Genomic DNA, 26,015 nt, shown 5'->3' on the forward strand with positions numbered 1-26,015 from the left:
CGGCTGTCGGCTTTGCGGCTGCCCGGGAATCCCCTCACGGAGCGTCCCCGGCTGGGCGCACCTCGCCAGGGTATCCGGGACCGTTCTCCGATGTTCAGGGCGTCCACGAGGCGGACGATGATGGCCGAGATCCGACGCACGGAGCACGAGTGGCGGAACCGATCACGACCGACCATTGGCGAGAGGTCGGCATCGACCGGTAGTGTTCGGCATTGCCGAACAGCGGCAGCGGCGCGTCGCGGGTGGACGGCCGAAGGGGACGGAGGCAGTACGGCGATGGCACGGAACATCCAGTCGCTCGAACGGGCGGCGGCGATGCTGCGGCTGCTCGCGGGCGGCGAGCGACGGCTCGGCCTCTCGGACATCGCCTCGTCGCTGGGCCTCGCCAAGGGCACCGCCCACGGCATCCTGCGCACGCTCCAGCAGGAGGGGTTCGTCGAGCAGGACGACGCCTCCGGGCGCTACCAGCTGGGCGCCGAGCTGCTGCGCCTGGGCACCACCTACCTCGACGTGCACGAACTGCGGGCGCGCGCCCTGGTGTGGACGGACGACCTGGCCCGCTCCAGCGGCGAGAGCGTCTACCTCGGCGTGCTGCACCAGCAGGGCGTGCTGATCGTGCACCACGTCTTCCGGCCGGACGACAGCCGGCAGGTGCTGGAGATAGGGGCCATGCAGCCGCTGCACTCCACGGCCCTGGGCAAGGTGCTGTCGGCCTACGACCCGGTGGCCCACAGCGAGGCCCTGGAGTCCGACCGCAAGGCCTTCACCGACCGCACGGTGTGCGACCCGGACGGCTTCGAGCACATCCTCGACCTCACCCGCGCGCGCGGCTACGCGGCGGACGTGGAGGAGACCTGGGAGGGCGTCGCCGCCGTCGCCGCCCCCATCCACGACCGGCGGCGCATGCCGGTGGGCGCGGTGGGCATCACGGGGGCGGTGGAGCGGCTGCGCCGGAACGGCGAGCTGCGGCCCGAACTGATCGCGGCGGTGCGGGACTGCGCCCGCGCGGTGTCGCGGGACCTGGGCGCCGGGCGGTTCTGAGCGGGACGCGGAGGCGACCGGGACGCCGCACGGCGCCCCGGTCCCCCGTCGTCCCCCGGGCGGGCATACCGGGCGCGAGCCGACGCAACCGCCGCGAAGATCGACAACTCGGGACGCTCCATAACGATCGCGTTTTCGACAACCAAACTCTTGACGCCCGCGAGACGTCGGGAAAGACTCCCGTCCATCGGTCGGCATTGTCGAACACCTACCGGCAATACGAGTTAGAGTGTGACAACGCCAAGGGCCGGCATCGCTCTCACCCCTGAGGGCGCCAATCCCCGGTGGGACCCGGGGGTCGGCTTCCCTGGACGAAGGACAAAGGAGTCGCGGGTGTCCAGCTCCGACATCTTCATCGGCGAGACCATCGGTACCGCCATACTCATCCTGCTCGGCGGCGGCGTCTGTGCCGCCGTGACGCTGAAGGCCTCCAAGGCCCGCAACGCCGGCTGGCTCGCCATCGCCTTCGGGTGGGGCTTCGCCGTCATGACGGCGGTGTACATCGCCGGACCGCTCTCCGGCGCCCACCTCAACCCGGCCGTCACCGTGGCGCTCGCCATCAAGGACGGCGGCTGGGGCAACGTCCCCGTCTACTTCGCCGGAGAGTTCCTCGGCGCGATGATCGGTGCGACCCTGGTCTGGGTGGCCTACTACGGCCAGTTCCTGGCCCACCTCACCGACGGGGAGATCGTCGGCGGTCCGGGCGCGCAGGCCACCACCGCCAAGGCGGTCGAGGCGCAGGAGAAGGGCGCGGGCCCGGTGCTCGGCGTCTTCTCCACCGGCCCGGAGATCCGGCACACGGTGCAGAACCTCGCCACGGAGATCGTCGGCACCTTCGTGCTGCTGCTCGCCATCCTCACCCAGGGCCTGAACGACGCGGGCAACGGCCTGGGCGTGCTGGGCGGTCTGATCACGGCGCTCGTCGTCGTCTCGATCGGCCTGTCGCTGGGCGGCCCGACCGGGTACGCCATCAACCCGGCCCGCGACCTCGGTCCGCGCATCGTGCACGCCCTGCTGCCGCTGCCCAACAAGGGCGGCTCCGACTGGTCCTACGCCTGGGTCCCGGTGGTCGGTCCGCTGATCGGCGGCGCCCTCGCGGCCGGCCTCTACAACGTCGCCTTCGCGTAGGCCCCGCATCTTGTGACAGCGCTGTACGTACTGCCCCGTAACCAAGGAACTCCCAGGAGCACACAGTGACCGACGCCCACACCGCCGGCCCGTTCATCGCCGCCATCGACCAGGGCACCACCTCCTCCCGCTGCATCGTCTTCGACCGCGACGGGCGCATCGTCTCCGTCGACCAGAAGGAGCACGAGCAGATCTTCCCCAAGCCGGGCTGGGTCGAGCACGACGCCACCGAGATCTGGACCAACGTCCAGGAGGTCGTCGCCGGAGCGATCGAGAAGGCCGGCATCACCCGCGACGACATCAAGGCCATCGGCATCACCAACCAGCGCGAGACCACCGTGCTGTGGGACAGGAACACCGGTGAGCCGGTCCACAACGCCATCGTCTGGCAGGACACCCGCACCGACGCCCTCTGCCGCGAGCTCGGCCGCAACGTCGGCCAGGACCGCTTCCGCCGTGAGACCGGCCTTCCCCTGGCCTCCTACTTCGCCGGCCCCAAGGCCCGCTGGCTGCTCGACAACGTCGACGGCCTCAAGGAGCGCGCCGAGGCGGGCGACATCCTCTTCGGCACCATGGACACCTGGGTCATCTGGAACCTGACCGGCGGCACGGACGGCGGCCGCCACGTCACCGACGTCACCAACGCGTCCCGCACGATGCTGATGAACCTGCACACCATGCAGTGGGACGAGAGGATCGCCGAGTCCATCGGCGTCCCCACCGCGATGCTGCCCGAGATCCGCTCCTCCGCCGAGGTCTACGGCGAGATCAAGGGCGGCAGGCTGGGCGAGCTGCTCGGCGGCATCCCGGTCGCCTCCGCGCTGGGCGACCAGCAGGCGGCCCTGTTCGGCCAGACCTGCTTCGCCGAGGGCGAGACCAAGTCGACGTACGGCACCGGCACCTTCATGGTGATGAACACCGGCGACAAGATCATCAACTCCTACAGCGGCCTGCTGACCACGGTCGGCTACCGGATCGGCGACCAGAAGCCGGTCTACGCCCTGGAGGGCTCGATCGCCGTCACCGGCTCGCTGGTGCAGTGGATGCGCGACCAGATGGGCCTGATCTCAACCGCCGCCGAGATCGAGACCCTCGCGCTCTCCGTCGAGGACAACGGCGGCGCCTACTTCGTGCCGGCCTTCTCCGGCCTGTTCGCCCCGTACTGGCGCTCCGACGCCCGCGGTGTGATCGCCGGTCTCACCCGGTACGTCACCAAGGCGCACCTCGCGCGCGCCGTGCTGGAGGCCACCGCCTGGCAGACGCGGGAGATCGCGGACGCCATGACGAAGGACTCCGGCGTGGAGCTGGCCGCCCTCAAGGTCGACGGCGGCATGACCTCCAACAACCTGCTGATGCAGACGCTCTCGGACTTCCTGGACGCCCCCGTGGTGCGTCCGATGGTCGCCGAGACCACCTGCCTCGGCGCCGCCTACGCCGCCGGCCTCGCCGTCGGCTTCTGGAACAGCACCGACGACCTGCGCGCCAACTGGCGGCGGGCCGCCGAGTGGACCCCCCGCATGGACGCGGAGACCCGCGACCGTGAGTACAAGAGCTGGCTCAAGGCCGTCGAGCGGACCATGGGCTGGCTCGAGAACGAGGAGTAGGAACCGCCATGACCAGCCAGTCCGCCCTGCAGTCCGTGCCTGCCCTGGGGACGCACCCGGCGTCCGGCTCGAACCCGAGCCGCGCCGAGACCCGGGAGCAGCTCTCCAAGGCGTCGTACGACCTTCTCGTGATCGGCGGCGGCATCCTGGGCATCTCCACCGCCTGGCACGCCGCGCAGTCCGGCCTCAGGGTGGCTCTGGTGGACGCCGGTGACTTCGCCGGCGCCACCTCCTCCGCCTCCTCCAAGCTGCTCCACGGCGGTCTGCGCTACCTGCAGACCGGTGCGGTGAAGCTGGTGGCGGAGAACCACTTCGAGCGCCGTGCGGTCTCCCGTCAGGTGGCCCCCCACCTGGCGAACCCGCTCACGTTCTACCTCCCCGTGTACAAGGGCGGGCCGCACGGCGCGGCGAAGCTCGGCGCCGGTGTCTTCGCGTACTCGGCGCTGTCCGCCTTCGGCGACGGCGTCGGGCACCTGCTCTCGCCGGCCAAGGCCGCGCAGGACGTGCCGGAGCTGCGCACCGACAACCTCAAGGCCGTGGCCGTGTACGGCGACGACCAGATGAACGACGCGCGCATGGCGCTGATGACGGTCCGCGCGGCGGCCGAGTCCGGCGCGGTCGTCCTCAACCACGCCGAGGTGACGGGTCTGCGCTTCACCCGGGGCCGGGTCACCGGCGCCGAGCTGCGCGACCGCATCTCGGGCGAAGAGTTCGGCGTCGACGCCCGCCTGGTGCTGAACGCGACCGGCCCGTGGGTCGACCACCTGCGCCGCATGGAGGACCCGGGCGCCGCGCCGTCCATCCGGCTGTCGAAGGGCGCGCACCTGGTCCTGAAGCGGACCTCCCCGTGGAAGGCCGCGCTGGCCACGCCGATCGACAAGTACCGGATCACCTTCGCCCTCCCCTGGGAGGACATGCTGCTGCTCGGCACCACCGACGAGGAGTTCGAGGGCGACCCGGCGGACGTCGCGGTCACCGAGAAGGACACCGCGCAGATACTCGACGAGGCCGCGTTCTCCATCCGCGACCAGCAGCTCGACCGGGACCTGATCACCTACGCCTTCGCGGGCCTGCGGGTGCTGCCCGGCGGTCCCGGGGACACGGCCAAGGCCAAGCGGGAGACGGTCGTCACCGAGGGCCGGGGCGGGATGCTGTCCGTCGCGGGCGGCAAGTGGACCACCTTCCGCCACATCGGCCGTACGGTGATGCGCAAGCTCCAGGAACTGCCCGGTCACCCGCTGGGCGACGACTTCGAGCCGGTCGCCTCGCTGCCGAAGAAGCTGCCGCTGCCGGGCGTGGCCAACCCCCGCGCGGTGGCCCACCGGCTGCTGGTCGACAGCCCGGCGCCCGGCCCGCGCATGGCGGCGGACACCGCCCGGCACCTGGCCACCCACTACGGTTCGCTGGCCTTCGACATCGCCCGACTGGCCAACGACGACCCGGCCCTCGCCCGGCGCGTCCACCCGGACGCCCCGGAGATCTGGGCACAGGTCGTCTGGGCCCGTGACCACGAGTGGGCCGAGACCGCGGACGACGTGCTGCGCCGCCGCACCACCCTGACGATCCGGGGCCTGGCCACGGACGAGGTCCGCGCGAACGTCCAGGAGCTGCTCGACAAGAAGTGACCGGTACTCCCCCGGCTCCCGCGCACGGGAGCCGGGATACGGGTCAGGGGGCGACTCCGCGCCGACGGAGTCGCCCCCTGACCCGTACATAATGGGCTGGATACATCGGATGTCTGGTCCGCAGGGAGGCGCGGTATGGCAGTGACCGACGAGGCGATCGAGAAGATCAAGGGAATGATCGTCTCGGGCGCGCTGCGTCCCGGCGCCCGGCTGCCCAAGGAGAGCGAGCTCGCGGCCGAGCTGGGGCTGTCCCGCAACTCGCTGCGCGAGGCGGTGCGCGCCCTGTCGCTGATCCGCATCCTGGACGTACGGCAGGGCGACGGCACCTACGTCACCAGTCTCGACCCTCAACTCCTGCTGGAGGCGCTGAGCTTCGTCGTCGACTTCCACCGCGACGACACGGTCCTGGAGTTCCTGGCGGTACGCCGCATCCTGGAGCCGGCCGCGACGGCCCTCGCGGCCACCCGGATCGACGAGAAACAACTGGACGCGCTGGCGGAGCAGTTGGACAGGCTCGGCGACGAGCCGTCGGTGGAGGACCTGGTCGCCGCCGACCTGGAGTTCCACCGGGGCATCGTGCGCGGCTCCGGCAACTCCGTGCTGTGCTCCCTGCTCGACGGCCTGTCCGGTCCCACCACCCGGGCCCGGATCTGGCGCGGGCTCACCCAGAAGGACGCGGTCGGCCGCACCCTGCGCGAGCACCGGGCCATCCTCGCCGCCCTGCGGGACCGGGACGCGGAGGCGGCACGGTCCTGGTCGACGGTGCACATCGCGAGCGTGGAGCAGTGGTTGCGGTCCACGCTGTGAGGGGTGTTCCCGGGGGTGCGGCGGGGCAGTGATGGGGGCACTCCCCTTGTGAAGGGGACTGCGGGCGCTCTCCCGGGCACGCCGTAAGGTTGGGGCGTACGCGAGGGCACGTCGGAAGGAGGCGCTGGGTGATCGAGCTCGAGGGGGTTCCCGAGCTGGTCGACCCGGTCATGGTGGCCGCGTTCGAGGGCTGGAACGATGCCGGTGACGCCGCCTCCACCGCGGTCGCGCACCTGGACCGGGAGTGGAAGGGCGAGGTGTTCGCGGCGCTGGACGCCGAGGACTACTACGACTTCCAGGTGAACCGCCCCACGGTGTTCATGGACGGCGGGGTCCGCAAGGTCACCTGGCCGACCACCCGGTTGTCGGTGGTCCGGGTCGGCGGCGAGAAGCCGCGCGACCTGGTGCTGGTCCGCGGCATCGAGCCGTCCATGCGATGGCGTTCGTTCTGCAACGAGATCCTCGGGTTCGCGCACGAACTCGGCGTGGAGCTGGTGGTCGTGCTGGGCGCGCTGCTCGGTGACACCCCGCACACCCGGCCGGTCCCGGTCAGCGGGACCACGTCCGACCCGGACCTGGCCCGCCGCATGGATCTGGAGGAGACCAAGTACGAGGGCCCCACGGGCATCGTCGGCATCCTCCAGGAGGCGTGCACGCATGCGGGTGTGCCCGCGGTGTCGCTGTGGGCGGCGGTCCCGCACTACGTCTCGCAGCCGCCCAACCCGAAGGCCACGCTGGCCCTCCTCAACCGCTTGGAGGACCTGCTCGACGTGCGGATCCCGCTGGGCGAGCTGCCCGAGGACGCGCGCGCCTGGCAGGTGGGCGTGGACCAGCTGGCCGCGGAGGACAGCGAGGTGGCCGAGTACGTCCAGACGCTGGAGGAGGCCCGGGACACCGCCGAGCTGCCGGAGGCGTCGGGCGAGGCGATCGCCCGCGAGTTCGAGCGCTATCTGCGGCGCCGTGACGGGGCGTCGGGCCCGCCCGGCGGACACGCCACGGCCGACGGCTCGGACGGGACGTCGTACCGGCGGGAGGGCCCGGGCGGGCGCACCCGCCCGCCGAAGCCGCCGAAGCCGGAGACGGGCTCCGATCCGGGCCCGGAGCCGGGCTCCGGCGGCGACGAGTCGTCGGAGGACTGACGAAGGGGCGCCCCGTCCGCCACGGGGCGCCCCTTCGTCGTCGTGTCCGGTTACAGCGCCACGCCGAGCAGCGCGTCCACCGCGCGGGAGACGACACCGGGCGCGCCGGTGTCCGTGCCGCCGCTCTCCTCCTGGAGGACGGTCCAGCGGTCGACGGCGGCCAGCGCGGCCGGGGCGTCGAGGTCGTTGGCCAGGGCCTCGCGGATCTCCTCGACCAGTGCCTCGGCGGGCGGGCCGTCGGGGCGGGAGACCGCGGCACGCCAGTGGCCGAGGCGGGTCACGGCGTCCTGGAGGACCTGGTCGGTCCACTCCCAGTCGGCGCGGTAGTGGTGGGCGAGCAGCGCCAGCCGGATCGCCGCCGGGTCCACCCCGTCGCGCCGCAACCGGGACACGAAGACCAGGTTGCCCTTGGACTTGGACATCTTCTCGCCGTGCAGGGCGACCATGCCGGCGTGGACGTACGCCTTGGCCATGGGGAACTCGCCGGTGAGCGCCTGGGCGTGCGAGGCGCCCATCTCGTGGTGCGGGAAGACCAGGTCGGACCCGCCGCCCTGGACGTCGAAGCCCATGCCGAGGTGGTCGAGGGCGATGGCCACGCACTCGATGTGCCAGCCGGGGCGGCCCCGACCGAGCGAGCCGCCGTCCCAGCTCGGCTCGCCCTCGCGTGCGGCCATCCAGAGCATCGGATCGACGGGGTTCTTCTTGCCCGGCCGGTCCGGGTCGCCGCCGCGTTCGGCGGACAGCAGCCGCATGGCCGCGGCGTCGAGGTTCGAGACCCGGCCGAAGTGCGGGTCGGACTCGACGGAGAAGTAGATGTCGCCGTCGATCTCGTAGGTCGCGCCGAGCTCGCGCAGCCGTTCGACGAGCGGGACGATGCCGGGTATCGCCTCCACGGCGCCCACGTACTGCCGTGGGGGCAGCATCCGCAGGGCCGTCATGTCCTCGCGGAACAGCGCGGTCTCGCGCTCGGCGAGCGCGGTCCAGTCGACGCCGTCCCGCTCGGCCCGCTCCAGCAGCGGGTCGTCGACGTCGGTGACGTTCTGGACGTAGTGAACCTGCCGCTTGGTGTCGAGCCACACCCGCTGCACGAGGTCGAACGCGTTGTAGGTCGCCGCGTGTCCGATGTGGGTGGCGTCGTAGGGGGTGATGCCGCAGACGTAGATGCGGGCGACGGGACCGGGGTCGGAGGTGACCAGGCCCCCGGTCGCGGTGTCGTGGATCCTCAGGTCGCGGCCCTTGCCGGGCAGGACGGGGACCTCGGAAGCGGGCCAGGCATGCATGCCATGAGCCTAACCGGACCGCGGTTCGGAAAACGAACGGGAGCAGGCCGGATGGCCGGGAAGGCTCTCTTGCGCCGCGCCGTCCGGCGTGCTCACGGTCCCGTCAGACCGGGGGCCAGGGGATGGCCGGCCAGTCGCCGCCCGGCTGCGGGTGGGTGCCGGTGGTGAGGAGGGTCTCGACGCGTGCGCGGGTGGCGTCGATCTCCGCGCGGGTGAGGAGGGGGGTCAGGGCGGCGGTGAGGGCGCCGGTGTCGGTGAGGGCCGTTCTGAGGCCCTCGAGGACGTCCAGCGCCTCCGCGGTCAGGGGCTCGCCCGCCCAGCCCCACAGCAGGGTGCGGAGCTTGTTCTCGGCGTTGAAGGTGACCCCGTGGTCGATGCCGTACAGCAGGCCCTCCGCGGTGGGCAGCAGGTGCCCGCCCTTGCGGTCGGCGTTGTTGATCACCGCGTCGAGGACCGCGAGCCGGCGCAGCCGCTCGTCGTCGGCGTGCACCAGCAGCGCGGTGCGGCCCTCGCCGACCTCGGCGAAGCCGACCGCCTTCCAGCCCGGCTCCGGTTCCTCGCCGTCGACCAGGGCGAGGAGCTCCGCACCGGGCGCCGTCTCGATCCACAGCTGGCACATGCCCTCGCCGTAGGGGCCGTCGCGGAGCACGGTGGGCGGGACCAGGCCCCAGCCGGTCGCCTCGGAGACCGCGTGGGCGGCGACCTCGCGCCCGGCGAGCGTGCCGTCGGGGAAGTCCCACAGGGGCCGCTCCCCGGCGACCGGCTTGTAGACGCACGCGGCTTCCCTGCCCTCGTGCGTCACGGTGCAGTACAGCGCCGCGTTCGACGCCTCACGGATGCGTCCGCGCACGGTCAGCTCGCCCTCGGCGAGCAGTACCGCGGCGGCCGGGTCGGCGGCCGTCACGCTCCGCGGCGGTATCCGTTCTGGCGCGGACATACGTGTCCTTCCGGGTCGAGCGGGAGGCTGCACAGCGGGCACGGCGGCCGCCCGGCGTTGACGACGTCGAGGGCGCGCTTGGCGAAGGCCCGGGCCTGCGCGCCGGTGAGCCGGACGCGGAGCATCGGGGGCCCGTTCTCCTCGTCCTGGAGCAGCCGCTCCTCGGCCTCGGCGAGGTCCTCCTCGGAGTCGGCGTCCAGTTCGACGAGCGCCTGCGCCTCGACGATCATGCGCTGCTCCTCGCCGTCCCAGGCGAGCGCCATGGTGCCGACGCGGAACTCCTCCTCCACGGGGGTGTCCAGCGGGGCGCTGTCGGCGATCTCGGCCGGCGTCATCGCGGGCACCGCGGCGCTGCCGCCGCTGCGGCGCACGACCTCGTCGAGCAGTTCGTCCATTCGTTCGGCGAGCGCCGCGACCTGGGTCTTCTCCAGGGCCACGCTGGTCACCCGGGAGCCGGCGGAGGCCTGGAGGAAGAACGTACGGCGCCCTGGCAGCCCGACCGTACCGGCCACGAAACGTTCCGGTTGGTCGTAGAGGAACACCTGACGGGACACGTCCTGTCTCCATTGAGAGTCGTGGTGGGCGTGGGGAACGGGCGGCTGGTCGAAACGGGGACGCACTGCTGCGACCGCTTCACCCTACTGCGCCCGGCGATCACGGTGCGCCCGCGCCGCCCCCGACCGTGGCGTCACCGGCCGGCGGCTCCTCCCGCGGCGCCAGGGACGCGAAGTCGCCGGTGTCGCCGAGGCGGACGAGAAAGGGCCGCAACCGTGTGTAGCGGATCGCGGTGATGGAACACGGTTCAACGGAAATCCGCTGGAAGAGGTCGAGATGAAGTCCGAGTGCGTCCGCGACGAGAGACTTGATGATGTCGCCGTGCGAGCACATGAGGTACACGGCGTCGGCGCCGTGGTCGCGCTCCACGCGCGCGTTCCACTCGCGCACCGCCTCGGCGGCGCGCGTCTGCATCGCGCGCATGGACTCCCCGCCGGGGAAGGCCGCCGCCGACGGGTGCGCCTGCACCACCTCCATCAGGGGCTCGCCCTTGAGCTCGGAGAGTTTGCGGCCCGACCAGTCGCCGTAGTGGCACTCGCCGATGCGGTCGTCGGTGTGCGGGGTGAGGCCGGGGCGGGCCTCCAGCAGCGGCCGCAGGGTCTCCTGGCAGCGCTGGAGCGGGCTGCTGACGATCTCGGCCAGCGGCAGCTCGGCGAGCCGTCCGGGCAGTGCGGCGGCCTGGGCGGCGCCGCGGTCGTCGAGGGCGACGCCGGGCGTCCAGCCGGCGAGCAGTCCCTCGGTGTTGGCGGTGGAACGTCCGTGCCGGACCAGGAGCAATGTGGGCATGCGGCCCAGGGTAGGCGTACGCGTGCGTGGTGTGTCCGTCGCGGGAAGGGAGAAGACGTTTCGTGATCGTCGACTGTGCCATCTACCGGGAGGGGCGGCGGTCGGAGGGGCCCCACGACTTCTCCGACGCGCTGGACGAGGCCCGGTCGGCCGGGGGGTTCGTCTGGATCGGACTGCACGAACCGACGGCGGACGAGTTCGACCTGGTCGCGCAGGAGTTCAGCCTGCATCCGCTGGCGGTCGAGGACGCCCTCAAGGCCCATCAGCGGCCCAAGCTGGAGGTGTACGACGACTCGCTCTTCGTGGTGCTGAAACCGATCGTGTACGAGCCGCGGAGCGACACCGTCTCCTCCGGTGAGGTCATGATCTTCCTCGGGGACGCGTTCGTGGTGACCGTCCGGCACGGGGAGGGGACTCCGCTGGGAGCCGTGCGCAAGCGGCTGGAGCGGGAACCCGAACTGCTGGGCGAGGGGCCCACGTCGGTGCTGTACGCGATCGCCGACGCCGTCGTCGACCACTACCTGGTCGTGGCGACCGAGCTGCAGACCGACCTGGAGGAACTGGAGGCGGAGGTCTTCACCCCCGACAGCGGGGGTTCGCGGCACACCGCGTCCAGGATCTACAACTTCAAGCGGCAGATCCTGGAGTTCCGGCGGGCGACCGGGCCGCTGGCGATGCCGATGACGCGGCTGGCGGGGGTGGGCACGTACGGGGCGGGGGCGCCGTTCGTGGAGGACAGGGCGCGGCCCTTCTTCCGTGACGTGCACGACCACCTCACCCGGGTGAACGAGTCCGTGGAGGGGCTGGACCGGCTGGTCTCGGACGTCCTCTCGGCGCATCTGGCGCAGATCAGCGTGCGGCAGAACGACGACATGCGGAAGATCTCCGCGTGGGCGGCCATGGCCGCGATCCCCACGATGCTCGCGGGGATCTACGGGATGAACTTCGAGCACATGCCGGAGCTGCGCTGGGAGTGGTCGTATCCGGTGGTGATCCTGGTGATGGGTGTGCTGGAGGTGCTGTTGTTCCGCCTGTTCAAGCGGCGGGGGTGGATGTGAGCGGCCGGGCCCGGTATCCGTGCGCGGTCATGCGAACTCCGGTTCCGGGTTCGCCGGGCCGCCGAGCGCGTCGCGGCGGTCGGGCGTCCTGAGGGAGACCATGCGGCGCCAACCGCCCAGGCGCTCGTACGCGTACACCGCGCGGATGCCCGCCGCGAGGACCGCCGCCTTGGGCCCGGGCCAGCCGAGGATGCGGCCCATGTGGGCCATCACCGCCAGGCTGACGTCCCGGTAGACGCGGATCTCCGCGAGCGCGCACGCGCGCAGCGTGCGCTGGATGGCGCGGCCGTGTCCGGCGTACGCGAAGCGCAGCAGTTCCTCGTGGCAGTAGGCGAGGTGGTTGTCCTCGTCGTCGGAGATCATCCTGACCGCGCGGCCGAGGTCGGGGTGGTCGGCGAAGTGCTTGCGGAGCTGGTTCATCTGCTCGGAGGCGCGCTGTTCGGTGACCCTGCTGTGGGCGAGGTAGGTGACGACGTCCTGGACGGTGAGCGGCTCGTCGCGCCTGAGCCGGCCGTGGGCCAGGCCGATGCCGTTGTTCTCCAGGAGCATGGTGTAGTCGGTCTCCGGGGGGACCGGGACGGGTTTCAGGCCGCGCTTCTTCATCAGGGCGTGGAAGATGCGGCCGTGCTTGTCCTCGTCGGCGCCGTGCCTGGCGATCTTGGGGGCGAGTTCGCGCTGGGGCTCGGGGACCAGCGCGGCGATACGGGCGTTCTCCCAGCCGCCCTGCGACTCGCCGCTCGCGGCGATGGAACAGAACAGGGCGAAGGACTCGTCGTTGTCGAGGATCTCCTGGAACAGACTCTTGGCCGAAAGCATGGTGGGCCACCTCTCCGCAGGTCCGCGGTCCCGCGAAGAACGAGTCAAGTGCGCGGGGCGGGGGGCGGCAACAGGTGCGCCGGGCGACTCCGCCGAAGGGAGTACGGGGTCGGGGGCACGGGAGCGTAACCGGGTGGGTCGACGGGCGTTGTGGTGGGTGACGGCCGTGGCGGGGCGGCCCCCCGAGCCCCCACCACGGCCGTGAGACCTACGCGAGGCCCGCGCGTTCCAGGGCCTCGCTGCCGGCGCGGAGCGAGGCGAGGCGCTCGTCGAGTGTGAAGCCGGCCGGGGCGAGGGTGAGGGTGGTGACCCCGGCGGCGGCGTAGGCCTTCATCCGGTCGGCGATGCGGTCGACCGAGCCGAGGAGGGTCGTCCTGTCGATCAGGTCGTGCGGGACGGCCGCCGCCGCGCCCTGCTTGTCGCCGGCGAGGTACTTGTCCTGGATCTCGGCCGCCTCGCGCTCGTAGCCCATGCGCCGGGCGAGCTGGTTGTAGAAGTTCTGCTCGCGGCTGCCCATGCCGCCGACGTACAGCGCGGTGTAGGGGCGGAAGGTGTCGGCGAGGGCGGTGACGTCCTTGTCGTCGCCCACGGCGAGGGGGACGGTGGGGCAGATGTCGAAACCGTCGAGGGTCCTGCCGGCCTTCTCGCGGCCGGCGCGGAGGTGCTTGACGGCGGTGTCCTCGAGGTGGTCGGCGGAGGGGAAGATCAGCAGGGCGCCGTCGGCGATCTCGCCGGTCTGTTCGAGGTTCTTCGGGCCGATGGCGGCGATGTAGAGGGGGATGTGCTCGCGCTGGGGGTGCACGGTGAGCTTGATGGGCTTGCCGGGGCCGCCGGGGAGGGGCAGGGTCCAGTGCTCGCCCTCGTAGGAGAGGCGTTCGCGGGTCATGGCCTTGCGGACGATCTCGACGTACTCGCGGGTGCGGGCGAGGGGCTTGTCGAACTTGACGCCGTACCAGCCCTCGGAGACCTGGGGACCGGAGACGCCGAGGCCGAGGCGGAAGCGGCCCTGGGAGAGGGAGTCCAGGGTGGCCGCCGTCATCGCCGTCATGGCGGGCTGGCGGGCGGGGATCTGGAAGATGGCCGAGCCGACGTCGATGCGGTGGGTCTGGGCGGCGACCCAGGTGAGGACGGTGGCGGCGTCGGAGCCGTAGGCCTCCGCGGCCCAGCAGACGGCGTAGCCGAGGCGGTCCGCCTCCTGGGCCACGGCGAGGTTGTCCGCGTCCATTCCGGCACCCCAGTAGCCGAGGTTGATCCCTAGCTGCATGGCGGCTCTCCCCTTACCGATGAGTAACGTCGTTTGTGCGGAGACCTTATACCTCCGGCGGTCCTGTGGGACGCCCGCGGCGCGGGATCCGGTCCGGTGGGGGCTCGGGTGGCGCCTGCGGTGGGCGGGTGGGGCGGGGCCGCGTCGGGGTGTCCGTCCCCTTCCCGCCGTACGCGGCCACCTGTCGTCGTCCCCGCGCTCCGCGGGCGGGTCCGTGCCTCCCCCGGTGCCTCAGGGGCCCGAGAGGTGTCCCCAGGGCGCTGGGGCACCCCCCGGGGGAGGCATCCCGTCAGCGCCGGGACGGCCGGAAATCCCTTGTCCACAGGTCCCCACGCCCAAGGCTCCGGCCAGTAATCTCGGCGTTCATGGAGCAGAGGCATCTCGGCCGTACCGGCCTGCGTGTGTCCCGGATCGGGCTCGGGACCCTGACCTGGGGTCGGGACACCGACGAGCACGACGCCGCGGACCTCTTGAAGACCTTCTGGGAAGCCGGCGGGACCCTCGTCGACACCGCCGACGTGTACGGCGACGGAGAGTCCGAGTACCTGCTCGGCAGGCTGATGGACGGGCTCGTGCCCCGCCGGGACCTCGTCATCTCGACGAAGGCCGGGAGCGTGGCCGACCCGGACCGCCGGGTCGACGGCTCGCGCGGCCATCTGCTCTCCGCCCTGGACGCCTCGCTCGCCCGCCTCGGCACCGACTACGTCGACGTGTGGCACGTCCACGCCTACGACCCCGACACCCCGCTGGACGAGACGCTCGCCGCGCTCGACACCGCCGTCTCCAGCGGGCGCGTGCGCTACGCCGGCGTCTCCGACTTCTGCGGCTGGCAGCTGGCCAAGGCGGCGACCTGGCAGCTCGCCGCGCCGGGGACGCGGACCCGGCTGGCGAGCACCCAGATGGAGTACTCGCTGCTCCAGCGGGGCGTGGAGCGCGAGGTTCTTCCCGCCGCCCTCGACCTGGGGATCGGGCTGCTGCCGTCCTCGCCTCTCGGCCGGGGCGTGCTCACCGGCAAGTACCGCAACGACGCCGCCCCGGCGGATTCCCGGGGCGCCTCGGAGCACCTCGCCCCGTTCGTCGCGCCGTACCTCGACGACACGGCGAGCCGCATCGTGGACGCCGTGACCACGGCGGCGGACGGGCTCGCCGTGACCGCGCTGCAGGTGGCCCTCGCATGGGTCCGTGACCGGCCCGGTGTGGCCGCCCCCATCGTCGGCGCGCGCACCGCGCAGCAGCTCACGGCGGCGTTGTCAGTGGAGGCCCTTAGTCTTCCTGACGAGATCTGCCGGGCTCTCGACGACGTGTCGGCGCCCGTGCACCGCTATCCCGATCACGACTGGAGCACGCTGTGAGCACGGAGCCGCCCGAGACCGCGGAGGACGCCGAGGAGCCGGGGACGTCCGCCGAGGGCGCGCAGGTGTCCGCCGAGGCCGAGGGCGCGCAGGTGTCCGAGGCCGAGGCCGAGCTGGCCGCGCAGCGCGTGGAGCGGGAGCGGATCGAGCGGCGGAAGGCGGAGCGGCGGGGGCCGGTCGAGGCCGGGGGCAAACTGAGCGGCACGGCCGCGGATCTGCTGGCCGCCGTGCGGGCCGTGGAGAGCGGGGAGAAGCCGGCCGCCACCGTCTTCGCGGAGGCCGCGCCCGCGCCGCGGCGCCCCGGTCCCGAGCCCGTGCGCCAGGCTCCGGCCGTGGCTCCGGGGCCGGTGGTTCCCGCCGCCGGCACCGTCGAGGACGTGCGGGGAGTGCTGGTCCAGGGGGGTGCGCCGGAGGGGCTCGCCGTACCGGCCGCCGGCGTGCTCGGGGACGGGGGCGCCGACGTGCTGCGCGCCGATCCCTGGCAGCTGCTGCGGGTCCCCGGGGTGCGGCCCGAGCAGGCGGACGGGTTCGCCCGGGCGTTGCTCGGCGCCGGGGCCGGGCCGGAGGACGAGCGGCGGGGACGGGCGGTCACCGTGTGGCTGCTGGAGCAGGCCGCGCTGGCCGGACACACCGTGCTGGACATGGCCGCGCTGGTCGCCGCGCTGGAGCGGCAGGGAGTGCCCGAGGCCGAGGAGGCCGTGCGGAACGCCATCGCGGAAGGGGACGTGCTCGTCTTCCAGGACGCCGTCGGCGAAGCCGGGGAGGACGGGGAGCGGCCGGTGCGGGTGCTGGTGGGGCTGGAGCGGTGCGCGCTGGCCGAGGAGAGTCTGGCCGACGGATTGGCCCGTCTGGTCAACTCCGTGACCGGGCAGGTCGGTGCGGGTGAGGAGTGGGAGCGTGCGGCCGCCTCGGCGGAGGGTTCCGCGGGTGAGCTGATCCGGGCGGTCGCCGGGCACGGGCTGGTGCTGCACACCGGTGGGGAGGCCTCGCTGGCCGAGCCGGCGGCCCTGGTGCGCGCCGCGCGGGGGCTGGGGCTGCGGGTCTGGGCCGCCGCCCACGGTCCGGTCGGGCGCGCCCGGTTCGCGGGACTGGTCGAGGGGACCGGGGTCGCCACCGTCACGGGACTGCTGTCCGGCGCCGAGGGGCCCGGGCGGGACGCCGACGGGGCGCTGGACGTGGACCTGCTGGTGGTGCTCGACGCCCCGCAGCTGGACGTCGAGACCGCCGCGCTGGTGACGGAGTCGCTGCCGGACGGGGCGCGGCTGGTACTGGCCGGTGATCCGGGAGTGCTGTGGTCGGCGGGGCCCGGGCGGGTGTTCGCGGATCTGCTGGCGGCGCGGATCTGCCCGCAGATCGCTTCGCGGCGGCCGGATCCCGGCCCGTTGGGCGAGCTGGTCTCGGGTGTCGGGGCCGGCGAGCTGAACCAGGTGGCGGCGCCCGGCAAGGAGGTCGTGATCGTGCCGGTGCGGGACGCGGGAGAGGCCGTGCACCGGACCGTGCAGCTGGTGGTGGACTCGGTGCCGCGCGCCATCGGGGTGCCGGTCGAGGAGACCCAGGTGATCACCCCGGGGCACGGGGGCGCGGTGGGCACGCGGGTGCTGAACGCCGCGCTGAAGGAGCGGCTGAATCCGGGGCCGGGGCGCTTCGGCGGGTTCGATCCGGGTGACCGGGTCGCCTACTCACCCGTTCCGGGGCGTACGCTGCCGGGCCGTGTGGTGCGGGCCGACGGCGAGGGGCTGCACCTGGAGTGCGGCGGCGAGGAGGTCGTCGTGCCCAGGGAGCGGGTGGAGTCGTCTGTGCGGCACGGGTGGGCGCTGACCGCCCACCAGGCGGTGGGCTGCCGGTGGCCCGCGGTGGTCGTGGTGCTGCCCGGTGACGCCGTACAGGCGCTGAGCCGGCCCTGGGTGTACACGGCCTTCAGCCGGGCCGACCGGCATCTGTCCGTGGTGCACGGTGCGGAGCAAGCGCTGCCGCGCGCCGTGGCCGAGGTGGCGGCGAAGCCGCGGACCACCCGGTTGCCGGTGCTGCTGGCCCCGCAGGTTCCGGTGGCGGAGGGCTGAGCCGAGCCCGTGCGCAGGGCGGCGGCACCGGGGTGCCGCCGCCCTGCGGGGCGGGTGCGGTCAGCGGTCCGCGTCGAGGGGTTCCAGGTCCTCGTCCGCGTCCGGGCTCGGGTCCAGCTCGTCCTCCAGGACGTCCTCGTCCTCGAGGCCCTCTTCGTCGTCGAAGACCGCGCTGACGTCGAAGCGGCACACCACCCGCTGCGGGTCCGCCTGCTCGAACGGCGCCTCCAGCCACTCGCCGGGTTCCGCGGGGTCGTCCGACGCCGTCACCCAGAGCGTGGAGTCTCCTTCCTCCAGCCCGAACTCTCTGTGCCGGGAGGCGATCTCGTCCGGCTCGAACTCGCCGAACAGCAGGCCGAGCGCGCCGTGGACGGTGCCCGACGCCTCCGCGCTCTCGTCGTCCGCCGCCTCGATCCGCTGGGCGTGCGCACGCAGCCGCTGGGGTTCCACGACGGCGTAGTCGCGGCGGATCAGCACGCTGAGCGCGGCCGGTTCCTCGGGGCCGGTGTACGGCGGCGTGTCCTCCGTGCCGGGGATCTCGAAGGGGGTGACCTCGTCGTAACGGTCGTAGAGCAGTTCGTCGTACGTCTCCGCGGCCGCGGCCAGCTGGTTGAACGCCTCGTAGACTGCCGGGTCGTCCTCCCCCGACCGGCGTTCGACCGCGGCCAGGTGGCGGTCGAGCGCGGTCTTCACCGCCTCGGCGGCGGCGCGTACCTCGGCGGCGGTGGGCTGCGCAGCATCAGACATAGTGCAGACGCTATCCGTACCGGGGCCCGCACCGCACAATAGATGCGATGCCGGAATACGAATTTGTCGACGTGCACGTACCGCGCGGGGTCTCCCGCAACGAGACGGCACGTCTGCTGACGGACCATGCAGAGTACGGTCACTGGGAGTTGTACCGCCTGACGCTGATGCGTGACGGCAGCCGCCGGGTGCGGTTGCGGAGGCGGATCATCCGCCAGGTGCGCGCCACCTGGTGATCTTCGACACCCGACCGGAATCACACACGGAGCGGACCCCGCGGTCGCGGGGTCCGCTCCGTGTGTCCGGTGTCACGCGGCGGCCCGTGCCTTGCGGTAGAGGACCGCGCCGGCGAGCAGCGCGCCCGCGCCGACGGGCAGGACGAGGCCCATCGGCAGCTCGCTGCCGGTCTGCGCGAGTTGCGCGGCGTGCCGGGGCTGGGTGAGGGGGTGGACGCCCCGCGGGTCGCCGGACGACGGGCGGTCCGGGGTGCCCGGCTCGTCACCGGGGTGCTCGGGGCTGCCGGGGTCGCCCGGGTGGCCGGGCTGTCCCGGGGTGTCGCGGTCCGAGCCGCCGTTCGCGCAGTCGCCGCCCCCGGTGGCGTTGCCGGCGCCGAGGATGTCGACGCTGTTGCCGCAGACGTTCACCGGGACGTGGACCGGGATCTGGATGTGGTTGCCGGAGCCCACGCCGGGCGAGCCCTCGGTGTGTCCGTCGGCGTTCGAGCCGCCGTGTCCGCCCGGGGAGGAGCCGCCCTGGTCGGCACAGGAGTTCCCCACGGACGGATTGAGGACGCCGCCGACGTCGACCGTGTTGCCGCAGACGTTCACCGGCACGTGCACCGGCGCCTGCACCGTGTTCCCGGAGCCCACACCGGGCGAGCCCTCGGTGTGTCCGTCGGCGTGCGAGCCGCCGTGTCCGCCCGGGGAGGAGCCGCCCTGGTCGGCACAGGAGTTCCCCACGGACGGGTTGAGGAGGCCGACGACGTCGACCGTGTTGCCGCAGACGTTCACCGGCACGTGCACCGGCGCCTGCACCGTGTTCCCGGAGCCCACACCGGGCGAACCGGCGGCGTGGCCCGCCGCGCCGGAGTCGGCGTGTGCGGCCCCGCTCGCGGCGGCGAGAACGCCCGTGGCCGCCGCCATCGTCATCAGGCCCTTGCGGGTGACCTGTCGCATTGCTGAAATCCCTGTCTTCGACCTGGTGCCGGGAATCGGCGTTCCGCGGGATTCCCGGTGCTTTGACGTTCGATGGGAGCGGCCGGCCCCGGAGCGCATGGCGCGCGCTCCGGGGCCGACGGGCTCAAGCCCTCAGCGGGCGTGCCCTAGAGGGCGAGACGCAACGTCACGCGTTGACGCAGGTGTTGCCGAAGGCGGGGTTCAGCAGACCGATCACGGAGATCGTGTTGCCGCAGACGTTCACGGGGACGTGGATCGGGGCCTGCACGACGTTGCCGGAAAGGACACCCGGGGAGTGCACGGCGGCACCCTGGGCACCGGAGTCGGCGGCGGCCATGCCCGCGCCCGCGAGAACCAGACCACCGGTGGCAGCCGCGACGGCGACGACCTTCTTGAGCATTATTCCTCCTTGTTGGCAAAGCGATCCAAAGTCGCGGATCACATCACGGCTAACGAGGACGGAGTAATGAGGCTACGAGCTTATCGTCGCATTCACTCTTCTCAGTCAACTCCGCACGTCTGGGCGATTATTGAGGTCATCGGGTAGCCGTCTCAGCTCGCGTCGAGGAAGCGGTCGAGCACCCGCACGCCGAACTTCAGACCGTCCACCGGCACCCGCTCGTCGACCCCGTGGAACATGCCGGCGAAGTCCAGCTCCGGGGGCAGCTTCAGCGGCGCGAAGCCGAAGCCCCGGATACCGAGGTCGTCGAAGGACTTGGCGTCCGTCCCGCCGGAGAGCATGTACGGGATGGCCTTGGCGGCCGGGTCCTCGGCCACCAGCGCGGACTGCATCGCGTCCACGAGGGCTCCGTCGAACGTCGTCTCGACGGCCTTGTCGGAGTGGACGTCCTCGCGCCGCACCTTCGGACCGAGGATCCGGTCGAGGTCGGCGAGGAACTCCTCCTCGTGTCCGGGCAGGAACCGGCCGTCCACGTGTGCGGTCGCCTCGCCCGGGATGACGTTGACCTTGTAGCCCGCGCCCAGCTGGGTGGGATTGGCGGTGTTGCTCAGCGTCGCGCCGATGAGCTTGGCGATGCCGCCGAGCCTGGCGAGGGTCCCCTCCATGTCCTCCGGGTCGAGCTCGGTCCCGAGGGCGTCGCCCAGTTCGTCGAGGAAGGCCCGGGTCGTCTTCGTGACGCGGACGGGGAACGTGTGCCGGCCGAGGCGCGCGACGGCCTCCGACAGCTCGGTGATGGCGTTGTCGCGGTGGATCATCGACCCGTGCCCGGCGGTGCCGGCCACGGTCAGCTTCATCCAGTGCATGCCCTTCTCGGCCGTCTGGATCAGGTACAGGCGGCGCTGCTCGCTGACGGTGAACGAGAACCCGCCCACCTCGCTGATCGCCTCGGTGACGCCCTCGAAGAGGTCCGGGTGGTTGTCGACCAGGTGACGGGCGCCGTAGGTGCCGCCGGCCTCCTCGTCGGCGAGGAACGCCAGCACGACGTCCCGGGGCGGCTTGCGGCCGCTGCGCAGCCGGTCGCGGACGACCGCGAGGGTCATCGCGTCCATGTCCTTCATGTCGACGGCCCCGCGCCCCCACACGCATCCGTCGGCGATCTCGCCGGAGAAGGGGTGGTGGGTCCAGTCGTCGGCGTTGGCCGGTACGACGTCGGTGTGGCCGTGGATGAGCAGCGCGGGCCGGGACGGGTCCTCGCCCTCGATCCGGGCCACCGTGGAGGCGCGCCCCGGGTGCGACTCGAAGATCTGCGGTTCCAGGCCCACCTCGGCGAGCTTCTCGGCGACGTACTCCGCCGCCTTGCGCTCGCCGGGGCCCGAGTGGTCGCCGTAGTTGCTGGTGTCGATCCGGATCAGCTCGCGGCAGAGGTCCACGACCTCGTCCTCACCGGTGACGCTCCTGGCCGTGTCCGTCCCGCTCACGTGCTTCCTCCCGCTGCTGGTGTTCGCGCTGGTGGGTCGTCCTCATCCTCTCTCCCCCGCGGGCGCGCCCCAAGACCCGGCCCGGTCCGGCCTGTCATCCGCCGTTCACACGACGCGCGGCCGGGCGGGTGTGATCGGCCGCCCGGAACACCTGGTAATGTTTACGACGTCGCCGCGGGGGGAAACCCGCGCGACAGACACCTTGTCCGGGTGGCGGAATGGCAGACGCGCTAGCTTGAGGTGCTAGTGCCCTTTATCGGGCGTGGGGGTTCAAGTCCCCCCTCGGACACAAGAAGCGCGAGGGCCGCGACCACGAGGTCGCGGCCCTCGGGCGTTGCCGCGGAGGCCGACCATGACCACACCTTCCTGCCCCTGCGGGCTCCCCGAGGCGTACGAGGCGTGCTGCGGCCGGTTCCACACCGGGGCAGCCGCCGCACCGACCGCCGAGCGGCTGATGCGGTCGCGGTACTGCGCGTTCGTACGGCGGGACGGCGCGTACCTGCTGCGGACCTGGCATCCGCGGACGCGGCCGGAGCGGGTCGACCTCGACCCCGGGATGCGGTGGACCGGGCTGGAGATCCTGGACACCGACGGCGGGTCCGCCTTCCATGCCGCCGGGACGGTGACGTTCCGGGCTTCCTACCGCGGCGGCTCGCTGCACGAGCGCAGTCGCTTCGAGCGGGTCGACGGGGCCTGGGTGTACGTCGACGGGGACTTCCCGAGCTGAGGCCGGAGGCGAATCGGTCGTCCCGGCGCCGGGATCAGTCCCGGCGCCGGGATCAGGGCGTGGTGCCGGCGAAGCCCACCGGCGTTCCGACGGCCGTCCCCCTCTCCACCGGCCTGTGCGCGTCCGCGGTGCGGGAGAGCGGGCGCGAGGCGGTGGACCCGCTCCGGCCGGACGGTGGGGTGCGTGGGGAGCGTGCCTCAGGCGGGCAGCTTCGTGTCGATGACGAAACCGATCTCGACGACCTGGCCGGGCAGGGTCAGTTCGGTGACGCCCAGGACCGTGCTGGCCGGACGGTGGCCGCCGAAGTACGCGAGGTTGCCCTTTGCCGCCGCCGCGGCGTTGCGCCGCAGGTCCACCACGTACAGGGTCTGCGAGACGATCTGGTTCCGGGTGGCGCCGTAGTGGTCCAGGACCCTGTCCATGTTGGCGTGGGTCCGCTCGAGCTGCGCGGCGAAGTCGCCCGCGTGGAGGAACTCGCCCGCCTCGTCGAACGCGAGCTGTCCGGAGACGTGGATCAGCTCGCCCGACCTGATCGCCTGCGCGTAGCCGAAGTCGCTCTCGGCCGGCACCTCGAAGGAGAAGACATCACTGGTGGCCATGGGAATAGCCCTTCCGTTCGCTCTCTTGTGGTTACTCGGAAACTGTAGGAGAGTGACCGCCGACCTGGAAGAACGCACTTTTCGGTGACTGAGGAACCTGATGGTGACCAAGCATCTGCTCAAGGGCCTGCCCGAGGACGCCGATCTCAGGCGCGCGGACTCCCTGGCGCGGGAGATCTTCTCGGACGTCGCCAACAAGTGGGCGCTCCTGATCATCGAGGCGCTCGGCGAGCGCACCCTGCGCTTCAGCGAGGTGCGCGACGAGGTCGAGGGCGTCAGCCACAAGATGCTCACCCAGAACCTGCGCATGCTGGAGCGCAACGGCCTGGTCGAGCGGAAGGTGCACCCCACCGTGCCGCCGCGGGTCGAGTACACCCTCACCGGGCCGGGCCGGGCCCTGCGCGTCACGGTCGACGCGCTATGCGGCTGGACCCACGAGCACCTCGGCCACATCGAGCGGGCACGCGAGCGTTTCGACGCCTGACCGGCGCGCGGCGGCACCCTCGCGCCGGGCGCTTCCCCGGCCGACGGGCCGGCCGGACGGAGGCGGACGCCCCGGTGCGCCGGGGCCTCGCGCCGTCCGGGGGCGGCGCGCTCAGGGCGCCAGGATGTCCAGTTCCTGGAGGGCGCCCTCGGTGATCTCGCGGGTCAGCTTCTCCGCGCGGGCGGCGTCGCGTTCGCGGACCGCCTCCGCGAGCTGGACGTGCAGGGTGACGGCGGCCGGGTCGGGGTCCTCGAACATCACCTCGTGGTGGGTACGGCCGGACAGCACCTCGGCCACGACGTCGCCGAGGCGGGCGAACATCTCGTTGCCGGAGGCGGTCAGGATCACACGGTGGAACGCCACGTCGTGGAAGAGGTATCCCTCCAGCCGGTGACCGCTGGAGTTGGCGACCATGCCGAGGGCGCACTCGGTCAGTTCGGCGCACTGCTCGGGGGTGGCGTTGCGGGCGGCCAGGCCCGCCGCGACCGGCTCGATCGCCGAGCGCAGCACCGTGAGGGAGCGCAGCTGGCGGGGGCGGTCCGTGCCGGCCAGGCGCCAGCGGATGACCTGGGGGTCGTACACGTTCCACTCGTGGGCCGGCAGGACCGTCACGCCCACGCGGCGCCGGGACTCGACCAGGTGCATGGACTCCAGGACGCGGACGGCCTCACGCATCACGGAACGCGACACGTCGAAACGCTGCGCGAGTTCGTCGGTGCGCAGAACACTGCCGGGCGGGTACTCGCCCGCGGTGATCTCGGGGCCCAGGGTGTCCAGTACGCGGCCGTGCAGCCCCCGGCCCGTGGTGCTCATGCACTCAGAGTACGGGGCGGATCACGGGAACAAAAAGTCAGACTTATATGTCACAGCCTCTTGAATTCGTCGTACCTAATGAGCTTCAGTTGCGTCGACATCACGTGTCGACGAAGACATCAGACAGCGAGGCAGCGATGAACACCCCCCATGTCGTCGTGGTCATGGGCGTCGCGGGCACCGGGAAGACCACCATCGGTCCCCTGCTCGCGGCCCGGTTCGGCGTCCCGTACGCCGAGGGCGACGATTTCCACCCGCCCGCCAACATCGCCAAGATGTCGGCCGGTACCCCGCTCACCGACGACGACCGGTGGCCCTGGCTCGACGCCATCGGCGACTGGGCCCACGGCCGGGCCGGTCTCGGCGGGGTGGTCAGCTGCTCCGCGCTGAAGCGGTCCTACCGCGACCGGCTGCGGGCCGCCGCGCCCGGCGTGGTCTTCGTGCACCTCACCGGTGACCGCGCGCTCATCGAGGACCGGATGTCGCACCGGCAGGGCCACTTCATGCCCACGGCGCTGCTCGACTCCCAGTTCGCCACGCTCCAGCCGCTGGAACCGGACGAGGCCGGAGTCGCCGTGGACGTGACGGGCAGCCCCGAGGAGATCAGCGGACGGGCGGCCACCGCCCTGGACGCCCTTCCCGAACCCACCCCGTAGGTCCCCGGCCGGACCCCCGGTTCCCGGGGCGCCCCACCTCCCCGGTCCCTCCCCCGCTCCCCTGTACACGCAAGGAACCACCGTGACCAGACTCAGCGTTGAGATGCTGGCAGCGGACGCACCCGAGTCGATCACCTCGGCCGGCCACGCCCAGCTGGGCATCGCCGTGCTGCTGGGCATCGCCGTCATCGTCCTGCTCATCACCAAGTTCAAGCTGCACGCCTTCCTGTCGCTGACCATCGGGACACTGGCGCTCGGCGCCTTCGCCGGCGCGCCGCTCGACAAGGTCATCACCAGCTTCAGTGCCGGACTCGGCTCCACCGTCGCCGGCGTGGGCGTGCTGATCGCCCTCGGCGCGATCCTCGGCAAGATGCTCGCCGACTCCGGCGGTGCCGACCAGATCGTCGACACCATCCTCGCGAAGGCGAGCGGCCGTTCCATGCCGTGGGCGATGGTGCTGATCGCCTCGGTGATCGGTCTGCCGCTGTTCTTCGAGGTCGGCGTGGTGCTGCTGATCCCGGTGGTGCTGATGGTCGCCAAGCGCGGCAACTACTCCCTGATGCGCATCGGCATCCCGGCGCTCGCCGGTCTGTCCGTGATGCACGGTCTGGTGCCGCCGCACCCCGGCCCGCTGGTCGCGATCGACGCCGTCGACGCCAACCTCGGTGTGACGCTGGCGCTGGGCGTGCTCGTCGCGATACCGACGGTCGTCATCGCCGGTCCGCTGTTCTCGAAGTACGCCGCCCGCTGGGTGGACGTCCCCGCCCCCGAACGGATGATCCCGCAGCGGCCCTCCGAGGACCTGGAGAAGCGTCCGAGCTTCGGCGCGACGCTGGCCACGATCCTGCTGCCGGTCGTGCTGATGCTGGCCAAGGCACTGGTCGACATCGTCGTCGACGACCCCGAGAACTCCGTCCAGCGCGTGTTCGACGTGATCGGCTCCCCGCTGATCGCCCTGCTCGCGGCCGTGCTGGTCGGCATCTTCACCCTCGGTATGCCCGCCGGGTTCAGCAAGGAGCGGATGCAGCACTTGGTCGAGAAGAGTCTCGCGCCGATCGCGGGCATCCTGCTGATCGTCGGCGCGGGCGGCGGTTTCAAGCAGACGCTGATCGACACCGGTGTGGGCCGGATGATCCTGGAGATCTCCGAGGACTGGTCGATCCCGGCGCTGCTGCTGGCCTGGCTGATCGCGGTGGCGATCCGGCTGGCGACCGGTTCGGCGACGGTGGCGACCGTCTCGGCGGCCGGTTTGGTGGCCCCGCTGGCAGCCGACATGTCGACCACGCACGCGGCCCTGCTGGTGCTGGCGATCGGTGCCGGTTCGCTGTTCTTCAGCCACGTCAACGACGCCGGTTTCTGGCTGGTGAAGGAGTACTTCGGGCTGGACGTCGGGCAGACGATCAAGACCTGGTCGATCATGGAGACGATCATCTCGGTGGTCGCCGGCGCCCTGGTGCTGCTGCTGTCGCTGATCATCTAGCGGC

Annotated in this window: 26 protein-coding genes and 1 tRNA gene; 15 read left to right on the forward strand and 12 right to left on the reverse strand. The window is 72.1% G+C overall.

Going from position 1 to position 26,015, the window contains the following annotated elements:
* The first annotated feature begins 276 nt into the window (after positions 1-276).
* The 6 genes from ACZ8ZB_RS07005 (at position 277) to ACZ8ZB_RS07030 (ending at position 7,344) form a co-directional block, all read left to right on the forward strand.
* Positions 277-1,041: an IclR family transcriptional regulator gene (locus ACZ8ZB_RS07005; protein WP_470736828.1), complete on the forward strand. Its 765-nt coding sequence runs from the start codon at positions 277-279 to the stop codon at positions 1,039-1,041.
* Positions 1,042-1,374: 333 nt separating this feature from the next.
* Positions 1,375-2,169, forward strand: a complete 795-nt coding sequence (locus ACZ8ZB_RS07010) for an MIP/aquaporin family protein (protein ID WP_470736829.1) — start codon at positions 1,375-1,377, stop codon at positions 2,167-2,169.
* Between the two features lie 65 nt (positions 2,170-2,234).
* Positions 2,235-3,773, forward strand: a complete 1,539-nt coding sequence (glpK, locus tag ACZ8ZB_RS07015) for a glycerol kinase GlpK (protein WP_470736830.1) — start codon at positions 2,235-2,237, stop codon at positions 3,771-3,773.
* A gap of 8 nt (positions 3,774-3,781) precedes the next feature.
* Positions 3,782-5,398 carry a glycerol-3-phosphate dehydrogenase/oxidase gene (locus ACZ8ZB_RS07020; protein ID WP_470736831.1) on the forward strand — a complete coding sequence of 539 codons (1,617 nt, stop codon included), beginning with the start codon at positions 3,782-3,784 and terminating at the stop codon, positions 5,396-5,398.
* Between the two features lie 135 nt (positions 5,399-5,533).
* Positions 5,534-6,205, forward strand: coding sequence for a FadR/GntR family transcriptional regulator (locus ACZ8ZB_RS07025; RefSeq protein ID WP_470736832.1), 672 nt, complete (start codon positions 5,534-5,536; stop codon positions 6,203-6,205).
* A 128-nt stretch (positions 6,206-6,333) separates the two neighbouring features.
* A complete protein-coding gene (locus tag ACZ8ZB_RS07030; protein WP_470736833.1) occupies positions 6,334-7,344 on the forward strand; it encodes a PAC2 family protein in 1,011 nt (336 codons plus the stop codon).
* 50 nt (positions 7,345-7,394) lie between these two features.
* On the opposite strand, the gene mshC is transcribed toward ACZ8ZB_RS07030, so the two are convergent.
* The 4 genes from mshC to ACZ8ZB_RS07050 all read right to left on the reverse strand — a co-directional run bounded on the left by mshC (position 7,395) and on the right by ACZ8ZB_RS07050 (position 10,902).
* A complete protein-coding gene (gene mshC / locus ACZ8ZB_RS07035) occupies positions 7,395-8,624 on the reverse strand; it encodes a cysteine--1-D-myo-inosityl 2-amino-2-deoxy-alpha-D-glucopyranoside ligase (RefSeq protein ID WP_470736834.1) in 1,230 nt (409 codons plus the stop codon).
* Between the two features lie 103 nt (positions 8,625-8,727).
* Positions 8,728-9,561: an SCO1664 family protein gene (locus ACZ8ZB_RS07040; RefSeq protein ID WP_470736835.1), complete on the reverse strand. Its 834-nt coding sequence runs from the start codon at positions 9,559-9,561 to the stop codon at positions 8,728-8,730.
* Positions 9,525-10,115 (reverse strand): DUF3090 domain-containing protein, encoded by a 591-nt coding sequence (locus ACZ8ZB_RS07045; protein WP_371237361.1) that lies wholly within the window; start codon positions 10,113-10,115, stop codon positions 9,525-9,527. The genes ACZ8ZB_RS07040 and ACZ8ZB_RS07045 overlap by 37 nt, the downstream gene beginning before the upstream one ends.
* A 100-nt stretch (positions 10,116-10,215) precedes the next feature.
* The gene (locus ACZ8ZB_RS07050; protein WP_470736836.1) at positions 10,216-10,902 is read right to left on the reverse strand and encodes a histidine phosphatase family protein; all 687 of its coding nucleotides are present in this window, start codon (positions 10,900-10,902) and stop codon (positions 10,216-10,218) included.
* Positions 10,903-10,964: 62 nt separating this feature from the next.
* Here ACZ8ZB_RS07050 and corA point away from each other — a divergent pair, with 62 nt between their 5' ends.
* Positions 10,965-11,960, forward strand: coding sequence for a magnesium/cobalt transporter CorA (corA, locus tag ACZ8ZB_RS07055; protein ID WP_470736837.1), 996 nt, complete (start codon positions 10,965-10,967; stop codon positions 11,958-11,960).
* A 27-nt stretch (positions 11,961-11,987) separates the two neighbouring features.
* On the opposite strand, the gene ACZ8ZB_RS07060 is transcribed toward corA, so the two are convergent.
* Positions 11,988-12,776 carry a ferritin-like domain-containing protein gene (locus ACZ8ZB_RS07060; protein ID WP_470736838.1) on the reverse strand — a complete coding sequence of 263 codons (789 nt, stop codon included), beginning with the start codon at positions 12,774-12,776 and terminating at the stop codon, positions 11,988-11,990.
* A 208-nt stretch (positions 12,777-12,984) separates the two neighbouring features.
* A complete protein-coding gene (locus tag ACZ8ZB_RS07065) occupies positions 12,985-14,040 on the reverse strand; it encodes an LLM class F420-dependent oxidoreductase (protein ID WP_470736839.1) in 1,056 nt (351 codons plus the stop codon).
* Positions 14,041-14,405: 365 nt separating this feature from the next.
* Between ACZ8ZB_RS07065 and ACZ8ZB_RS07070 the strand changes: the two genes are divergently transcribed.
* Entirely contained in the window at positions 14,406-15,392 is a 987-nt protein-coding gene (locus tag ACZ8ZB_RS07070; RefSeq protein ID WP_470736840.1) for an aldo/keto reductase, read from the forward strand.
* Positions 15,389-17,452: a helix-hairpin-helix domain-containing protein gene (locus tag ACZ8ZB_RS07075; RefSeq protein ID WP_470736841.1), complete on the forward strand. Its 2,064-nt coding sequence runs from the start codon at positions 15,389-15,391 to the stop codon at positions 17,450-17,452. The genes ACZ8ZB_RS07070 and ACZ8ZB_RS07075 overlap by 4 nt, the downstream gene beginning before the upstream one ends.
* A 60-nt stretch (positions 17,453-17,512) precedes the next feature.
* Here ACZ8ZB_RS07075 and ACZ8ZB_RS07080 read toward each other — a convergent pair whose 3' ends face one another.
* Positions 17,513-18,199, reverse strand: coding sequence for a hypothetical protein (locus ACZ8ZB_RS07080; RefSeq protein WP_470736842.1), 687 nt, complete (start codon positions 18,197-18,199; stop codon positions 17,513-17,515).
* 47 nt (positions 18,200-18,246) lie between these two features.
* On the opposite strand from ACZ8ZB_RS07080, the gene ACZ8ZB_RS07085 reads away from it, so the two are divergent.
* A complete protein-coding gene (locus tag ACZ8ZB_RS07085; protein WP_030825834.1) occupies positions 18,247-18,435 on the forward strand; it encodes a DUF5703 family protein in 189 nt (62 codons plus the stop codon).
* A gap of 72 nt (positions 18,436-18,507) precedes the next feature.
* On the opposite strand, the gene ACZ8ZB_RS07090 is transcribed toward ACZ8ZB_RS07085, so the two are convergent.
* From ACZ8ZB_RS07090 to ACZ8ZB_RS07100, 3 genes are all read right to left on the reverse strand, one after another.
* Complete coding sequence (locus ACZ8ZB_RS07090; RefSeq protein ID WP_470736843.1) at positions 18,508-19,374, reverse strand: chaplin; 867 nt, start codon at positions 19,372-19,374, stop codon at positions 18,508-18,510.
* 166 nt (positions 19,375-19,540) lie between these two features.
* A complete protein-coding gene (gene chpH, locus ACZ8ZB_RS07095; protein ID WP_470736844.1) occupies positions 19,541-19,774 on the reverse strand; it encodes a chaplin ChpH in 234 nt (77 codons plus the stop codon).
* Between the two features lie 152 nt (positions 19,775-19,926).
* Positions 19,927-21,252, reverse strand: coding sequence for a M20/M25/M40 family metallo-hydrolase (locus ACZ8ZB_RS07100; protein WP_470736845.1), 1,326 nt, complete (start codon positions 21,250-21,252; stop codon positions 19,927-19,929).
* 204 nt (positions 21,253-21,456) lie between these two features.
* Between ACZ8ZB_RS07100 and ACZ8ZB_RS07105 the strand changes: the two genes are divergently transcribed.
* Together ACZ8ZB_RS07105 and ACZ8ZB_RS07110 are read left to right on the forward strand one after the other, a co-directional pair.
* A tRNA-Leu gene (locus ACZ8ZB_RS07105) sits at positions 21,457-21,541 on the forward strand.
* A gap of 63 nt (positions 21,542-21,604) precedes the next feature.
* Positions 21,605-21,979, forward strand: coding sequence for a YchJ family protein (locus tag ACZ8ZB_RS07110; RefSeq protein WP_470736846.1), 375 nt, complete (start codon positions 21,605-21,607; stop codon positions 21,977-21,979).
* Between the two features lie 197 nt (positions 21,980-22,176).
* On the opposite strand, the gene ACZ8ZB_RS07115 is transcribed toward ACZ8ZB_RS07110, so the two are convergent.
* Positions 22,177-22,578, reverse strand: a complete 402-nt coding sequence (locus tag ACZ8ZB_RS07115; RefSeq protein WP_470736847.1) for a RidA family protein — start codon at positions 22,576-22,578, stop codon at positions 22,177-22,179.
* Positions 22,579-22,678: 100 nt separating this feature from the next.
* On the opposite strand from ACZ8ZB_RS07115, the gene ACZ8ZB_RS07120 reads away from it, so the two are divergent.
* Positions 22,679-23,062 (forward strand): winged helix-turn-helix transcriptional regulator, encoded by a 384-nt coding sequence (locus tag ACZ8ZB_RS07120; RefSeq protein WP_470736848.1) that lies wholly within the window; start codon positions 22,679-22,681, stop codon positions 23,060-23,062.
* 111 nt (positions 23,063-23,173) lie between these two features.
* Here the strand turns inward: ACZ8ZB_RS07120 and ACZ8ZB_RS07125 are convergent, their stop codons facing one another.
* Positions 23,174-23,875, reverse strand: coding sequence for a FadR/GntR family transcriptional regulator (locus ACZ8ZB_RS07125; protein ID WP_470736849.1), 702 nt, complete (start codon positions 23,873-23,875; stop codon positions 23,174-23,176).
* A 137-nt stretch (positions 23,876-24,012) separates the two neighbouring features.
* On the opposite strand from ACZ8ZB_RS07125, the gene ACZ8ZB_RS07130 reads away from it, so the two are divergent.
* Together ACZ8ZB_RS07130 and ACZ8ZB_RS07135 are read left to right on the forward strand one after the other, a co-directional pair.
* A complete protein-coding gene (locus ACZ8ZB_RS07130; RefSeq protein WP_470736850.1) occupies positions 24,013-24,531 on the forward strand; it encodes a gluconokinase in 519 nt (172 codons plus the stop codon).
* A gap of 82 nt (positions 24,532-24,613) precedes the next feature.
* Complete coding sequence (locus ACZ8ZB_RS07135) at positions 24,614-26,011, forward strand: GntT/GntP/DsdX family permease (protein ID WP_470736851.1); 1,398 nt, start codon at positions 24,614-24,616, stop codon at positions 26,009-26,011.
* Positions 26,012-26,015: the final 4 nt, after the last annotated feature.

This window comes from Streptomyces sp. 12E (genome assembly GCF_055633275.1).